We start from the raw sequence: 16,155 nt of genomic DNA on the forward strand, positions 1-16,155 counted from the left end.
CAATTACAGGATTTTAAAATAATTATCCCTGCTGGTTACTGGCTGCTGTTTGTATGGCTTTTCTTATCCGGATGTAAGTGCCACACCTGCATATATTGCCATTCATGGTAGCTTCAATGGTTTCTTCAGTAGGATTGGGATTAGCTTTCAATAAAGCTGCTGCTGTCATAATTTGCCCTGCCTGACAATAGCCACATTGCGGCACATCATGTGCTACCCAGGCTTTTTGTAAAGGATGATCTCCATTTTCAGATAATCCCTCTATGGTGGTAATGGCCTGATTGCCTACCGCTGAAACAGGTAACTGGCAGGACCGAATTGCAGTGTCATCTAAATGAATGGTACAGGCACCACATTGAGCAATTCCACAGCCATATTTTGTACCGACCAGTTTCAGATGGTCCCGCAAAACCCAAAGTACCGGAGTGGAAGGGTCAACATCTACCTCTTTCTGGTTTCCATTGATGATAAGGTTAAATTTTGCCATTGTTCTATGTTGGATTAGTCTGTTACTAAAGTTAAGGAAAAATTGGATGGATAAATAGTACAAATCTTTTAATTTAAAGGGTTTCTGTACTTCTGAGGAGGACATGCCCACATGTTGCTAAAGTATGCTGGTAAAATCTTGGAGATATTGGGATCCCAAGCCACAAGGCAATTCAGATTAGGATTTATTTGATCAAAAATTTTTTCCCTGGTTATGTTCATTAATCTAAGGTGAAAAATGGTTTGAACTAAAATTAAGTGGAAGGTTGTAATTATCATTTGCGGTGAAAAAAGTATATATTTACCGCAAAATTTGCGGATATTACAATGTATATTTATCTACATCAAAAGTGGCCACAATTCCACTGGGATCATAAAACTTTGTTACCCTTACTGGGACGGGTAAGCCATTTACAAGGTAAAATTCTTGGTAAAATGGAATTATTGGGATTTGACCTCAGAAATGAGGCAAGTCTGGAAACGCTGACCCAGGACGTTGTAAAATCCTCAGAAATAGAAGGGGAAATACTAGATCCCAGTCAGGTAAGGTCCTCCATAGCTAAAAGATTAGGGCTGGATCAATATGGTTTGGTACCTTCTGATAGAAATGTAGATGGGGTAGTGGATATGATGTTGGATGCTACCCAACATTATCAAAAACCTTTGACAAAGGAGCGATTATATTCCTGGCACTTTGCCTTGTTTCCCACCGGAAGAAGTGGATTAAACAAAATTATTGTTGGTCAATGGCGGGATGATTCCACAGGTCCGATGCAGGTCGTTTCCGGAACAATAGGGAGGGAACGAGTGCACTTTCAAGCACCAGCAGCAAGCACATTGGAGGAAGAAATGAAAGAATTTTTAGATTGGTTTGAGAAAAATGAGGAGGAGGATGCTATTATCAAAGCAGGTATAGTACACTTATGGTTTGTTACACTACACCCATTTGAGGATGGAAACGGACGAATAGCCAGAGCGTTAACCGATTTGCAATTGGCCAGAGCAGATGGAATTTCTCAAAGATTTTACAGTATGTCCTCTCAAATAAGAAATCAGCGTAAAGCGTATTATGAGCAGTTGGAAAAAACGCAAAAAGGAGGCCTTGATATTACCCATTGGTTAAAATGGTTCCTCACTTGTTTGGAAAATGCACTGTTAGCCTCAGAAACGGTTTTGGAAAAGGTGGTATTCAAGCATCGTTTTTGGGCCAGGCATTCCGGTCTGGTTTTAAATGACCGGCAGGTAAAAATACTGATGATGCTTATGGAAGAATTTAAAGGTAACTTAACCAGTGGTAAGTGGGCAAAAATAGCCAAATGTTCTTCTGATACAGCCTTACGCGATATTCAGGATTTGATTAGAAAAGGCATCCTTCAAAAAAGACAGGAAGGTGGAAGAAGCACCAATTATGAGTTGATCAAATAAGATTTGCCTACAGTTCCCCATTTTCCCTTTCTTCTTTAATTTTAACTCTAGCCACTATTGGTGAAATAAATGGAAAGGGAAGGCTAAAAATGATAAGCCTAATTTTTAGGGATTGTATTCCCGTAAACTCGGGGAACAGACTGAACTTTTCCTGGTTTTGAACCAACCTGATGGAGTCAGCTTGGTTATGCCGATTTATCAAGTTATGGTTCATTGTGGAACCAAACTTTGAAAAAGACTTAATGGCTTTTATCGACAGTCCCCTTTCCGCCTGGAGTTAAATATGGCGATGTCTGGTTTTTTATTATACCTTTGAAAAAAATGCTCAATTTGGAAGCTAAACTTAGGATTGTATGACTTTCCTAAGTTTCTCATCTTGAGCATTTTTTACTTTAAACAACTTACATAAAATAACCTGATTAATTTACAATGACAAACCAACTTTCTATTTTTTTAGCGCTATTATTCATTCTCTTTTTTGGCACACAATGTTCTACTTCAAAAAAAGTAACAAAATCTAATGAAACAGTAAGCATAGAACAGCCTGTTGCTGAACGAGAATTCAGAGGGGCCTGGATTGCCTCCGTTGCCAATATTAATTGGCCAAGTAAACCTGGGCTTTCTGTTGAAAAACAAAAAGAAGAGGCTATTGAATTGCTCGATTTTTTAGCTGAAAATAATTTTAATGCTGCAATTCTACAAGTAAGACCACAATGCGATGCTTTGTATCAGTCGGAACTGGAACCATGGTCGTATTACCTTACCGGCACCCAAGGAAAAGCACCAGAACCATTTTACGATCCTTTGCAGTTTTGGATTGATGAGGCGCATAAACGGGCAATAGAATTACATGCCTGGCTGAATCCTTACCGGGCTCACCATGTGGCTGGCGGACCTGTTAGCGATCAATCAATTGTAAAAACCAAACCAGAACTGGTGGTAAAGCTCGAAAGTGGTTATTATTGGATGGAGCCTACAGCCAAGGCAACACAAGATCATTCTTACAATGTAGTGATGGATATTGTAAAGAGGTATGATGTAGATGGTATCCATTTTGACGACTATTTTTATCCCTATCCAGATTACAATAACAATAAAGATTTTCCGGACGAGAAAAGTTGGGTCAGCTACCAAAAACAAGGAGGAAAACTTAGCAGGGGGGACTGGCGAAGGGATGCTGTAAATGTTTTTATGAAAAGAGTGTACGAGGGTATTAAGGCGGAAAAGAAACATGTGAAATTCGGATTGAGCCCGTTTGGTATTTGGAGACCTAATAACCCACCATCGATAAAAGGGTTCGACCAGTACGAAAAGTTATATGCCGATGCAAAATTATGGTTAAATGAGGGCTGGATAGATTACTGGACTCCGCAATTATATTGGTCCATCAACAAAATACCACAGAGCTTTCCGGTATTGCTCGGATGGTGGAATCAACAGAATTATAAACGCAGGCACTTTTGGCCAGGCATTAGTTTAGGCCGTAAAGCCGGCATGGAAAAGGTTGATGAAGTGATTAACCAAATCATGATTAGCAGAGGGGTTTTATACGATAGTCCTGGAATAATGCATTGGAATATTGGAGGTTTTACCAATTCCGAACTACTTACCAAGGCAGTGACTGAAGGTCCTTACCTTAAAAAAGCTTTGGTGCCAGCTTCTCCCTGGCTGGGGGACAAGGCTCCCAATGCACCAGTGGTGAAAGTTGCAATTGAAAATGATTCGCTGAAGTTAAACTGGAGTCAAAACAACGCAGAGGAATTGTTTGCTTTTGTAGTTTATAAAAAATACGGAGAAGATTGGATTTATGATATTGTAAGCCGACAATTGCAGTCTGAGATGGTCTCAGGATATATTTATAATAATGCTTTTTTTAAGACTAAAAAGGCGGGAGAAATAAAAAATATTGATGAGGTAGTTGTGCCTCTAAAGGCAATAGCTGTAACGGCTGTAGATAAATTTGGCAACGAAAGTGTATTATCACAAATCAATGTTTCCAATGAAACCCAAAAGCTAATTCCTGAATTGGGTGTGTTTCTGGAAAATTATCGAAAAGAAGAAAAAGTTGTATCCGAAGGTGTTGTTCAGGCTATCCAAATAGATTCTGATACATGGGTTGACGGAAACAAAACTGACTTAAGTGAACAGATGAATCAAATTAGTGTTGCAGGTTATAATACGGTTTTGCTCGGGTTATCGGGAAAAACAGAAGGGCTTACGGAGTTGATTGATGCTGCTCATGCTGAGAAATTAAAACTATTTGCCCTAATTGATAATGAAAACACAAATGTGAATCAATTGGTTAATAGCTACAACCTGGACGGCTTAGTGTTTGATTTTGATGATTATTCATCGGTCGAAAACAAAGTAGTGGACATGATGCTTGTAAAACCTTACCTGATTACCGGAATCTATGCTTCCAATGATAAGGACATGCAAATTGCGGAACAACTCCTGGCCAAAGGAATTGTTGACCTTCAGCTTTCTGATATTACTGAATATAAACACGGTGAAACGCCAGAAAAAATAAATGAACCCACTCTATTTCCGAAAAAGCTGAAAAAACTAAAACCTACACAGGTAATTGCCCTGGACCTATCCTCATTTTTCACCGAGCATACCACGGAGTCAGAAATAAGCATTAATGGACTCGATCATAAAATAAAAAGAGATGAGGATGGCTGGCATAAGTTTATAGCTTCAGAAGTTGATACATTGCAGCTCGGCCTTGATGGAAAAACACTGGTATTGCCAACCAATCAGTGGGCCATACCCTTTAAATATATTGTACAGCCTGATGGCAAAGTGAAACGCCCTGAGCCTTGGGTTGAACTTAGGAAGTTACCACCAAATTATACAAACCGCAAAAATTATAATCTTCTCTATAAAACGGAAGCTTCGAATAAGGGCTTTGTCAATGGAGAGGAAGCCAAGGTGTATAAAACTGGTGTGTTCTTTAATACTGTAGAATTAAATGAAGGGGAGAACAGGGTAAGAGGTGCCGTATTAACCGAAGCACAGGAAGAAGTTTTTTATGAACAAGAAATTTTTTATGAAAAGACAGATGAAAAACGCTCTCCATTTCCACTTTGGGTTGAAGAAAAAACGGTTATTCCAGGAGTGGACATGGAGTTAACTGAAGAGGATAAGGTACATGTAAGATTCAACGGTTCGAAAGGTCAGGATGCTATTGTTGAAGTATTACCAGGAGGTTACCAGTTTTCCTGCTCACGAACCGACCATGATGATTACAGTACTTACCAAACAGAACTTCCTTTAAATAGTTTTGCAAAAAACAGGACACTGAAACAGATTGTCCGATTGAATGATTCTTTTATCTTCCCGTTGGAAAATTCAATTATTGTTAAAAAAACAGATGATTTTCCATATGTGAAGACAACTGAGGATAACGTACGCTTAACTTACAATCAGGGACCTATTCGTCTGGGAGGGCCTGTAAGGTCAGAATATCCGAAAGGTATTATTCTCAAAACAAATGGTAAAATTGGAGCGTATTACAGAATAAAATTGAACGAAATCGAAACAGGAATAATAGCTGCCAAACAGCTTGAAGAGTTACCGGCAGCATTCTCACAGGAACCTTATTTTATCACTAATATGTTTTGTGCCCCTGAAGGCGATTCCGATGTGTTGAGCATTCCTTATTTAAACCCGATACCATACGAAGTAATTCCAGAGCCCGACCAGAAAAGAATTGTGGTAAGGTTGTTTGGTGCTCAAACGAGCAGCACATGGATTACCCACAGAACTGGTCGCAAGGTAATAGAAAAGGTAACCTGGCAACAAACCTCTCCTGAAACTTATGAGGTTTATATTAATTTAAAATCATCGAAAATTTGGGGTTATGAGGTTCAACCAAATGGAACAAAGTTAAGCGTAAAGTTGAAGCACCCTCCATTAACCAAAATTGAGAGGAAAAAGCCACTTACGGGCTTAAAAATTGCCATTGAAGCTGGTCATGGAGGAAGCAATACAGGAGCAAGAGGGTTGTCAGGCGTACTGGAAAAAGATATCAATCTGGATTTAGCACTTAAGTTGGGAGAGATTTGTGAGTCCGGAGGAGCAGAAGTGATCCAGGTAAGACCAGCTGATATTGATATGTCTTTAATAGAAAAAAGAGATACTGCGCTTCAATCGAATGCCGACCTTTTGATTAGTATTCATGCCAATTCAGCTGGTGGAGGATTCTTAAGAGTGTCGGGTACCAGTACTTTTTACCACAATGCTTTTTGGGCACCATTGGCTGAAAAGATATACGAGCGTTTACTGGAAACAAACCTGAAGGAATACGGACTTATTGGTTCGTTTAACTATACGGTAATTCGTACTACGAACATGCCGGCTATTTTGGTTGAGCAGGCATTTTTGTCACATGCTGAGGATGAAGAGAAATTGGCAGATCCTGAATTTCGAAGGCAAATGGCAAATAAAATTTATGAAGGCATTAAAGATTACCTGAAGTACATGTTAGAGTAATTTTCACGTCCGTGTTGTGATGTGTTGGAGACAGTTCCACTGGTTGAAAACCATTACTATTCCTTTTGAAGAACTAACATAGGAAGAGAAATGCTGCCTTGATTTAATGGCGCTGATGGTCTGAAAAGTTTCGTGATATTTGTGATGAAATTTTTAGGCCATCAGGCTCTTCTCTACACTGTAACCCCAATACGAAATGATTAAAAATGCTATTACCCACCAGGCAGACAATCAATTAACAGCAGTTAAGTAGTTAGGGAACAGGAGTATAGTGACAGTTGATGAGCAGGAGGAATATTTTGAAAAAACAAAATTTATCTGGCAAAATTAGGTGCCAAAACCTGGTCATTTTGAACTTATCCCAGGGGAACTGTAATGAGCAAATATTCCAGGTTTGACTGAGCATGATGACGACTTTTGAACTTTGTCAGTATAAAAGGCCTTTAAGAGGATTGTAAAGTAAAAAATAAATTAAACTATAGTTAGTGCAGTAATGGTAAAGAAAGTATACGATTGTATAATAATTGGTGGGGGACAAGCAGGTTTATCAGTGGCCTATTTTTTAAAGCGAAGCAAATTAAATTATCTCATTTTGGATGCGGAAAACTCTCCTGGTGGCTCTTGGGTACACACTTGGGATAGTTTAAAATTATTTTCTCCTTCGCAATTTAGTTCACTTTCGGGTTGGCAAATGCCTTCAACAAATAATGAATACCCTACAAAGGAAGAATTTTTGGATTACCTTTCTCAATATGAAAAACGTTATGGTTTTCCTGTAAAAAGGAACACATTGGTTAATGAAGTATTAAAGGAAAATAATCTTTTTAAATTAATCACTAATAATGGTGATTATTTAAGTAAAACCGTTGTGAGTGCCACCGGAACTGCCCGAGCCCCATTTATTCCGTCATATAATGACATGGGAATATTTTCTGGTAGTCAGTTCCATTCTAATGCGTATCAAAACACCGAAAATTTAAAAAATAAAAAAGTCCTGATTGTGGGAGGTGGTAATTCAGGGGCACAAATTTTAGCCGAAGTATCCAAAGTTGCAACTACAAAATGGGTAACACTATATCCACCAAAATTTTTACCTGAAGATATAGATGGTCGCTATTTATTCCATAAAGCCAATGAAACTTATTTCAATAAAACAAACAAGGCTGTCCAGCAAAATATATCATTAGGTGATATTGTTCAGGTAGAAAGTGTTCGTGATGGTTTAGCAAGAAATATTTACAAAGACCATCGACCTTTCACTTCATTTTATAATGAAGGTGTTATTTGGCAGGATGGTACAAAAGAACCTTTTGATGTTGTAATTTGGTGTACCGGTTTCAAACCTAATCTAAAGCATTTGGAGCCCTTAGGAATAGTTGAAAATAATAAAGTTGAAACTGCTCATACACGTGTGGTAAAAGAGCCAAATCTATGGTTGGTGGGTTATGGCAATTGGACAGGTTTTGCTTCAGCAACTATTTATGGTGTGGGTAAAACTGCAAAAGCTACAGCAGAAGAAATAAAAATGCTATTCATCCAGAATAGAAAAGTTATGGTGTAAAAGATCTGTACTCTATAATAAGGGATCAAATTTCTGTGGGAAAGGGGGGGAATCCCACAGAAATTATTCCCGAATTTGAATCAGGTTGTATTATTGAAAATTCACTTTTTTCCTGCTGTGTTTAGGAGTTGTTATTTGCGTATTGCTTGTTCTTGTAAAGCACAATGACACATAAAGAAATTTGTATAATTAATGCAATTCCGTTGGTTAACCACAATGCAATGTTATTAAACCTTAGGCCATAAATACCCCAGAAAAAATATATAAACACCCAGCCAAATACAAAAAACAATGATAAACTAGATGGGGCTTTAAGGCTAAGTTCTTTTTTAACCTGTAGTAATACTACAAAAAATGCACTTAGGCCCGCAAAAATCCCAATCATTTCAAATAGGTCAGCAGGAATGGAATTTAAAAAGTTCATCTTATAATTTTTTTACAATTTTACATGGGTTACCAAAGGCAACAACATTATCAGGGATATCTTTAGTAACCACAGATCCTGCGCCTATTGTTACGTTATTTCCAATTTTAACACCCGGTACAATAACACTGTTCCCTCCAATCCAAACATTATCTCCAATTGCCACAGGTTTGGTAAAAGTATTATATGGAGCCCCTGAAGAATTGGTGTTAATTCTTTCAGCCGCATTTACTGGATGGGAAGCGGTATAAATTTGAACATGAGGTGCTATCAGGCAATTTTTTCCAATTGTGATCTTATTATTATCAATAAAAATACAATTCATATTGATAAAGGTATTTTCTCCAATTGAAATGTTGTTGCCATAATCACAAAAGAATGGAGCTTCAATCCATACTTTATCTTCTATTTTTTCAAATAATTGTTTTAATAATTGTGCTTTTTTTGAAGTTTCTCTTGAGCTCAAATTATTAAACTTTAAGAGCAGTTGTTTTGCATTATGATAAATCTCAATTAATTCAGGGTCGCGAGAATCATAAAATTCTCCACTTAACATTTTTTGTCTTTCAGTCATGGTAAATCTGATTATTAATGAGCCAAAATTAACCAGTAATCATTTCAATTTTTTTTACCTATGTTAAAAAATAATTAGCCCGAATTCTACTGAGGGTAACCTGGGATACGCCAATGAATGATGCAATGTGACTGAGTTTAACTCGATTAACCAAACCTGATCTCTCCTTTAAAAAGTTATGGTACCTTTCTGTTGCGGATTGTGTGGCCAGGGCTATATGCCTTAATTCTAAATCTAAAAATGCTTTTTGATGAATTAACCTTGACCAGTTTGCAATTTCAATATTATCAAAGTACAACTTATTTAGTTCTTGAATCGAAATGGAATAAATAATAGAATCTTCTAATAAATCTACATATTCATAACCGGGTTTATTTTCATAGCAGCTCAACATTGAAAATGTAATATCTCCTTCTTGGCTAAACCATGATGTGGCTTCTTCCCCATTGATAATACAATATGATCTTGTTAATCCTTTTTCAATAAAATAAAAGTTTTTGTCAATAATTCCACTTTTAATTAGAATGTGTTTTTTGGGAAACTCATGCCTAGTCATTTTGGAGGTGAGTAAATCTATAGTTGACTGTTTACATGGACTAATTTTTTGTATACATGAAATTATTGTTTGCATAAAATTGTACTTTTTTCAAAAGTATGTATTTACAATTTATTAATAATTGTTCGCCAAAGTTTTAATTTTATCCATAAGCATAGAAACAAAGGGTTAAAGGACTTGAACCATAAGAACCCTATTAATGGGAGATCATTACCTGGGGTTTTGTGAGAGACTTTGGGTCAATCTACTCTAACTTCAGATTCATCAGTCACTAGGCACCGAAAAGAGATTCGAACCGCCAAAAACTGGTGGACCAAATCCATTTCAAGAAATGCTATCTTTCCAGATAAGCCCAGGTGAAATTCGGATGGTGACCGTTTGCACGTACCATTTTTACCCAAAGCAAAGTCATATGCTCTAAATGAAGAGATTGAGATAAATCCCCAACATCCAAAGTTTCAAAACCTAAATCCGTATTGATTAAACTAACCTGTTCTTTGGGATCCTGGTCATTGCCGGCAATCATCATTACAGGCTTTACATTATAATTTGGAAATTTGGAGTTTTCTAAATTTTCAAAACCATAAATGGTGTTTGATTTTACAACCCTTGCATTTTTTGCCCACTCCTGAACTTTTTCTGCACCAGAAATCTTGCTTTCCAAACCGTGAGAAATTCCGGGACCAACGGGATTAGTACAATCTACCAAAATTTTGTTCCCGAAATCTAATGGTTTTAAAATTTTTTCATTGAAATTGAAAGGAGTAGCCAAAAAAACAATATCCGATTGATCAATAGCTTCCTGAATTGGCATAGCCAGAAGTGCTTGATTTTTAGTTTGTGCCTGCAGGACACTTTCACTTTTTAGTTCATTTTGAGCGATAATGATTTCATGACCTTTTTTTTGTAGGTTATTGGCTAATGCAAAGCCTACATTTCCAATACCAATAAATGCTAATTTCATCTTTAGTGAATTTTAATATGGTGTTCTAAAACCTGATCTTATTTTAATAAAATATTTAATTTTATGTAAATCAATATTTTATGCCTGATTTTATTTAAAACAATAAAGTTTTTAGAGAGAAAGTTGTATGATTTTTTTAATTTTAATTATCATTATTCTGATATTATTAAGAAGAGATAATGATATATATGTTTATTTCAGGGATGAAGATGGAAAATGGTCAAAACCAATAAATCTTGGAGCTATAGTAAATACCAGTTTTTATGAAAAAACACCGAGCATAAGTCCTGATGGTAAGTATTTGTTTTTTGGAANGGACGAAAGAGATATAGAGCCAGGANTGTCAAATATTCATTGGGTAAGCACGGATGTCATAGAAAAACTAAGACCCAAATAATAAAACTATACTACCGCCAACATACACTATCATTCATAAGTAAACTTATAGCCGTCCTTATTCAAGGGCAAATTATAACTCTTGTTTACAAAGCTCAGATTTAATATTTATAAGATGTCAAGTTTAAGGAGAAGGGTCAAATTATGAATTTATTCGCCTTAAAACCCTGTTCCGGAACTAGTAATTTCCAGGAAATAAAAGTTTGAGTCCTGCCAGTATAGCCAATCCCATCTATCGACAGAATTATTGATTTGAATTTCTTAACTTTGTATCATGTCGAGAGATTTGTCAACATACAATAGTGAATTAAAACTCAAAGGATTCAACGTCTTCCAGATCGAGGATGACAGGACAGCAACTCGTATATATAGCAGAAAAGACTTCTATAAAATCTGCTTAACGACAGGAAAAAGTAAAATTCATTATTCTGATAGGAGTTTTGGGGCAGACGGAACAATTTTGTTTTTCGGAAATCCGAATGTACCCTACTCTTGGGAAACGCTTTCCACCAAATATGTCGGTTACACAGTTCTTTTTTCAGAGGATTTTTTACTGCCAGCTAAACGTTCAGAAAAACTGCAAAAATCTTTACTGTTCAAAATGGGTGGAACCCCAATTTTAGAAATTTCTGAAAACCAAAGGCAATTTTTAAATGGGATCTTCCAAAGAATGATTGAGGAACAACAATCTGAATATGAATATAAGGATGAATTGATACGTAATTACATCGAACTGATATTACATGAGTCATTAAAGCTGAAACCTTCCGAAAATTACAACCAAGAAAAAAGTGGTGCAGAACGGTTGACAACTGTTTTTATGGAATTGTTAGAACGTCAGTTTCCGGTGGAAAGTCCGGATAGCCCACTTCAACTGCGAACAGCAAAAGACTACGCAAAGAATCTTTCGGTGCATGTAAACTATTTAAACCGTTCAATAAAAAACGTAACTGGAAAAACGACAACAGCTCTCATTTCGGAACGAATCGTAAATGAAGCTAAAGCCATTCTACAACACACCAATTGGAATATTTCTGAAATAGCCTATGCTTTAGGATTTGAATACCCAACCTATTTCAACAACTTTTTCAAAAAACAAACAGGAACAAGTCCTTCTGCGATTCGACTTAAAAAGGTTTGAATTTCTTAAATATAGGTTTGAATCTCATTAACGAATAGAGTTGAAAAGTAGCCAACTTTGTATCAAATAATATAAAGATGGAACGAACAACAATTTTTAATCGGTTAAAGCGTGGAGAAACCATTTCATCCAATGACCCACAACGCAAAGAATTGAGGGATGCTTCTTTTGCTACAATTAAGATGGTTAGGAAAATGAATAACTCAACCAATCCTAATGATGCAAAAAAATTGTTGGGGCAAATCATCGGTTCGGAGATTGACCAAAGCACGGCTATATTCCCTCCATTGTATATCAATTTTGGTAAACATACCAAAATTGGAAAGAATGTATTTATCAATTTCAATTGTACGCTTTTGGATCTGGGAGGTATAACCATTGAAGATGATGTACTCATTGCACCAAATGTTAGCCTGCTTTCAGAAGGACATCCATTGCATCCAGAAGAAAGACATTCACTTGTACCAAAACCCATTCACATTAAAAGAAATGCTTGGATTGGCGCAAACGCTACTGTCTTACAAGGCGTAACCATTGGCGAGAACTCAGTTGTAGCAGCAGGTGCGGTGGTTTCTAAAGATGTTCCCGATAATTCGGTTGTAGGAGGAATTCCCGCGAAATTCATAAAAAAAATAGAATAGTTGAGTACGCTATTTTACATTTTAATTTTCATCTTGGGTTGCATACAGCTAAATACCTGTAAAAAGGAAAAAGAAATGAATACTTCAATACAGGATACAATGAAGGTAAAAATAACAATAGGAAAAAAAAACGGCAACAGCTATTTTACATGACAGCCCAACAAGTAGAGATTTTGTTTCCCTGCTACCCTTAACTGTTCAATTGGATGACTATTCCAACACTGAGAAGGTGTTTACACCATCTAAAAAATTGATAACCAAAGATGCACCAAATGGATTTGACCCATCTGTTGGAGATTTGACTTATTATGCACCTTGGGGAAATATTGCCTTATTTTATAAAGACTTTGGCTATGCCAGCGGGCTGATTTTATTGGGAAAAATAACAGATGGTATCAAGAATTTTAATGTAGAAGGTAGCGTAACCGTAACATTTGAATTAGAAAAGTAACTCAAAATATTTGATATGAAAAAACACATCTCAATGATTGCAATACTAGCAGGAATTTTTTTTCTGATAACTGCTTGCAATTCAAATACCAAAAAAAGACAAGAAATTATGAAAGCAGACAAAAATGAATTGAACGCCATTTTTCCGAAAGGGGAAAAAGGTTCAGCAGATCTTTTTACAGGCAATGCCTATAACATTGGTTTAGTAGATGTTGATTCTGTTTTTACCACAGCAGTTGGTAATGTATTTTTTGAACCAGGAGCAAGAAGCAACTGGCATTCGCATCCAGCAGGTCAAATATTAATTATTACTGATGGTGTTGGCTATCATCAAATTGAAGGACAAGCCATAGAAACTATCAAAAAAGGAGATGTGGTAAAATGTCCACCCAATGTTCGTCATTGGCACGGAGCAAGTCCTCAGGTAGGTCTACAGCAAATATACATCGTTCCAAATACAGAAAAGGGCATTGTAGACTGGCAAGAGGCAGTAACAGATGAACAATATAAAAAGTAGTCAATGAAAACAAAAAATATTGCTAGCCAAATCCAATCTCGAAGGGCATTTGTTAAAACATCGGCAACTGCAGGAGTAGGCTTAACCCTCCTTCCACCTTTTTCACTTTCTTCTCAAAATCAGGAAAATAATAGAATGAGCAATAATATTCATTCCATGGGTTATGCCGGCACCGATAAAGAAAAGCCATTAACCACTTGGGAATTTGAACGCAGACCTGTGGGCGATAATGACATTTTGATCGATATCAAATACTCAGGCATTTGTCATTCAGATATTCACCAAATTCAAGGGCATTGGGGACCTCAAAAATACCCACAAATACCAGGACACGAAATTGCTGGAATTGTTAGTGCAGTAGGGAAAAATGTAACCAAATTTAAGGTTGGTGACAAAGCTGGTGTAGGCTGTATGGTAGATGGTTGTACAACTTGCCAAAATGAAGAGCAATATCAACCGAATACATTATTTACTTACGGTTACAAAGACGAAAGAGAACCAACTGGAATTACACAAGGTGGATACGCAAACAATATAGTAGTCCGAGATCATTTTGCCATAAAAATCCCAGAAAGCATTGAGTTAAAATATGCAGCTCCATTACTCTGCGCAGGTATTACAACCTATTCACCATTGATGAAGTTCAATGCAATGAAAGAAAATGAGAAAGTTGGTGTAATAGGTATTGGAGGTCTAGGACATATGGCTATTCAATTAGCTGTTTCTAAAGGAGCGGAAGTTTATGCTTTTACCACTTCACCTGAGAAAATTGAGGATATCAAACGATTTGGAGCAACAGAAACCATAGTAGTTAAAGGTTCGGAAGATTTGAAACCTTGGAAGGGTAAATTGGATTATATGATTTCAACCGTTCCTTCCGCTTATGAAATGTCACCATATATTGACTGTGTAAGACCTTATGGCTATTTCACACAAGTTGGACAACCAGTTGGCGGAGCATTGGAAATCAATAATTTCAATATGATTTTCAATCGTGTAAATTTTAACGGCTCATTAATTGGTGGAATACTGGAAACCCAGGAATTGGTTAATTACTGTTCAGAAAATAAAATTTATCCACAGATAGAAGTCATAAAAGCTGACCAAATAAATGAGGCTTGGAAAAAAGTAGTAAACAAAGAAGCTCGTTATCGCTACGTCATTGATGCCTCGACTTTTTAGATAAAAAATCAATTATAATTATGGAAAATATTAAAGAAAAAGTAATCATCATAACAGGTGCAAGTAGCGGTTTGGGAGAGTCTACCGCTTTACATTTATCAAAACATGGAGCAAAAGTCGTCTTAGCAGCTCGAAGAATAGAAAAAATTCAACTTTTATCTAAAAAAATTCAAGAGCACGGAGGGCAGGCTTTGGCTGTAGCAACTGATGTTTCTAATAAGCAAGATATGATAGACATGGCAGAAGCAACCATTAAAAAGTTTGGTCGCATTGATGTCCTCATTAATAATGCAGGTATAATGCCATTATCGGCTTTACCAAGTTTACAGGTTGATGAGTGGGACAAAATGATAGATGTTAATGTTAAAGGAGTTCTTTACGGTATTGCAGCAGTGCTTCCTTATATGAAGGAACAAAAATCAGGTTTGATAATTAACACGTCATCTGTGGCTGGGCATAAAATTTTCCCCGGTTCTACAGTTTACTCTGCAACAAAAACAGCAGTGCGGATCATTTCTGAGGGCTTGCGCCAAGAAGTGAAAGATTTTAATATACGGACAAGTATTATTTCACCAGGTGCTGTAAAAACAGAGCTGCTTGACCATATAACGGACGAAAAAATTCAAAGTGCTAATAAAGAATATGTGGGTAATGTGGGATTAAAACCAGAAACATTTGCTCGATTAGTAGCTTTCATCATTAATGAACCAGAAGAGGTTGATATTAATGAAATATTATTTAGGCCAACAGCTCAGGAATTATAGGTAAAAATTTTGACAGGATATAGTCCATAATTAGGGATTATCAGTTAGCTGAGGGAAATCTTCAATTATTTGTTTTACTAGGTCTTCATTTAAAGACGAATTGGGACTAGTCTTGACCTATTGTAATTCAAAAAATCCACTTATGTAATTTGTTTCTAAATTGTAGAATAAATGCATTTTACTTCATACTTTTGTTCTTCAATTTAGAAACTAATATGAAAGAAACTAAATTAGGGGAATTTGAAGAAGTAATTTTATTACTTGTAGGAATTCTGGGGGAGGAAGACGCTTACTCTTTTAAAATCACGAAAGAATTTAAGGATCAGACAGGCAGGTCAGTATCTATTGGGGCTGTCCATTCTACACTTTCCAGGATGGAAGATAAAGGTTTTTTAACTTCAGAGATGGGAAAAGCCACATCTGAGAGAGGGGGAAGAAGAAAGCGTATTTATTCTATTACTGCATATGGTAGGAGGACTCTTGAAATGTCCAGAGATTTTAAAATATCTCTATGGAAGCAGTTTCCACAATTCGGATTTGAATTTGATGGCCTTAAGTTTAGTTGATGACTGAGTTA

The 16,155-nt window shown here is 36.4% G+C and carries 13 protein-coding genes and 1 pseudogene; 10 read left to right on the forward strand and 4 right to left on the reverse strand.

Annotated elements, in window-relative coordinates; all coding sequences use genetic code 11:
• Positions 1-22: 22 nt before the first annotated feature.
• A complete protein-coding gene (locus A3EM_RS0121575; RefSeq protein ID WP_020530331.1) occupies positions 23-487 on the reverse strand; it encodes a (2Fe-2S)-binding protein in 465 nt (154 codons plus the stop codon).
• Positions 488-813: 326 nt separating this feature from the next.
• On the opposite strand from A3EM_RS0121575, the gene A3EM_RS0121585 reads away from it, so the two are divergent.
• The 3 genes from A3EM_RS0121585 to A3EM_RS0121600 all read left to right on the forward strand — a co-directional run bounded on the left by A3EM_RS0121585 (position 814) and on the right by A3EM_RS0121600 (position 7,969).
• The gene (locus tag A3EM_RS0121585) at positions 814-1,911 is read left to right on the forward strand and encodes a Fic family protein (RefSeq protein ID WP_020530333.1); all 1,098 of its coding nucleotides are present in this window, start codon (positions 814-816) and stop codon (positions 1,909-1,911) included.
• 429 nt (positions 1,912-2,340) lie between these two features.
• A complete protein-coding gene (locus A3EM_RS46945; RefSeq protein WP_020530335.1) occupies positions 2,341-6,408 on the forward strand; it encodes a family 10 glycosylhydrolase in 4,068 nt (1,355 codons plus the stop codon).
• A 493-nt stretch (positions 6,409-6,901) separates the two neighbouring features.
• Positions 6,902-7,969, forward strand: coding sequence for an ArsO family NAD(P)H-dependent flavin-containing monooxygenase (locus A3EM_RS0121600; RefSeq protein WP_020530336.1), 1,068 nt, complete (start codon positions 6,902-6,904; stop codon positions 7,967-7,969).
• 425 nt (positions 7,970-8,394) lie between these two features.
• Here the strand turns inward: A3EM_RS0121600 and A3EM_RS0121615 are convergent, their stop codons facing one another.
• The 3 genes from A3EM_RS0121615 to A3EM_RS0121625 all read right to left on the reverse strand — a co-directional run bounded on the left by A3EM_RS0121615 (position 8,395) and on the right by A3EM_RS0121625 (position 10,487).
• The gene (locus tag A3EM_RS0121615) at positions 8,395-8,949 is read right to left on the reverse strand and encodes a sugar O-acetyltransferase (RefSeq protein WP_245576531.1); all 555 of its coding nucleotides are present in this window, start codon (positions 8,947-8,949) and stop codon (positions 8,395-8,397) included.
• Positions 8,950-9,025: 76 nt separating this feature from the next.
• Positions 9,026-9,523, reverse strand: coding sequence for a Crp/Fnr family transcriptional regulator (locus A3EM_RS0121620; protein ID WP_020530340.1), 498 nt, complete (start codon positions 9,521-9,523; stop codon positions 9,026-9,028).
• 334 nt (positions 9,524-9,857) lie between these two features.
• On the reverse strand, positions 9,858-10,487 hold the full coding sequence (locus A3EM_RS0121625) for an NADPH-dependent F420 reductase (protein ID WP_020530341.1): 630 nt from the start codon (positions 10,485-10,487) through the stop codon (positions 9,858-9,860).
• Between the two features lie 670 nt (positions 10,488-11,157).
• Here A3EM_RS0121625 and A3EM_RS0121635 point away from each other — a divergent pair.
• The 7 genes and pseudogenes from A3EM_RS0121635 (at position 11,158) to A3EM_RS0121665 (ending at position 16,144) form a co-directional block, all read left to right on the forward strand.
• Positions 11,158-12,024, forward strand: coding sequence for a helix-turn-helix domain-containing protein (locus A3EM_RS0121635; protein WP_020530343.1), 867 nt, complete (start codon positions 11,158-11,160; stop codon positions 12,022-12,024).
• Between the two features lie 77 nt (positions 12,025-12,101).
• Complete coding sequence (locus A3EM_RS0121640; protein ID WP_020530344.1) at positions 12,102-12,665, forward strand: sugar O-acetyltransferase; 564 nt, start codon at positions 12,102-12,104, stop codon at positions 12,663-12,665.
• Positions 12,666-12,801: 136 nt separating this feature from the next.
• Positions 12,802-13,116: pseudogene (locus A3EM_RS43275) on the forward strand (cyclophilin-like fold protein); the annotation flags it as partial.
• Positions 13,117-13,131: 15 nt separating this feature from the next.
• On the forward strand, positions 13,132-13,632 hold the full coding sequence (locus tag A3EM_RS0121650) for a cupin domain-containing protein (protein WP_026210498.1): 501 nt from the start codon (positions 13,132-13,134) through the stop codon (positions 13,630-13,632).
• Positions 13,633-13,635: 3 nt separating this feature from the next.
• A complete protein-coding gene (locus A3EM_RS0121655) occupies positions 13,636-14,814 on the forward strand; it encodes an NAD(P)-dependent alcohol dehydrogenase (RefSeq protein ID WP_020530348.1) in 1,179 nt (392 codons plus the stop codon).
• A 20-nt stretch (positions 14,815-14,834) separates the two neighbouring features.
• Positions 14,835-15,578 carry an SDR family oxidoreductase gene (locus tag A3EM_RS0121660; RefSeq protein WP_020530349.1) on the forward strand — a complete coding sequence of 248 codons (744 nt, stop codon included), beginning with the start codon at positions 14,835-14,837 and terminating at the stop codon, positions 15,576-15,578.
• 215 nt (positions 15,579-15,793) lie between these two features.
• On the forward strand, positions 15,794-16,144 hold the full coding sequence (locus A3EM_RS0121665) for a PadR family transcriptional regulator (RefSeq protein ID WP_020530350.1): 351 nt from the start codon (positions 15,794-15,796) through the stop codon (positions 16,142-16,144).
• The last annotated feature ends 11 nt before the right edge of the window (positions 16,145-16,155 follow it).

Origin of the sequence: Flexithrix dorotheae DSM 6795 (assembly GCF_000379765.1) — a bacterium.
Lineage (GTDB): Bacteria > Bacteroidota > Bacteroidia > Cytophagales > Flammeovirgaceae > Flexithrix > Flexithrix dorotheae.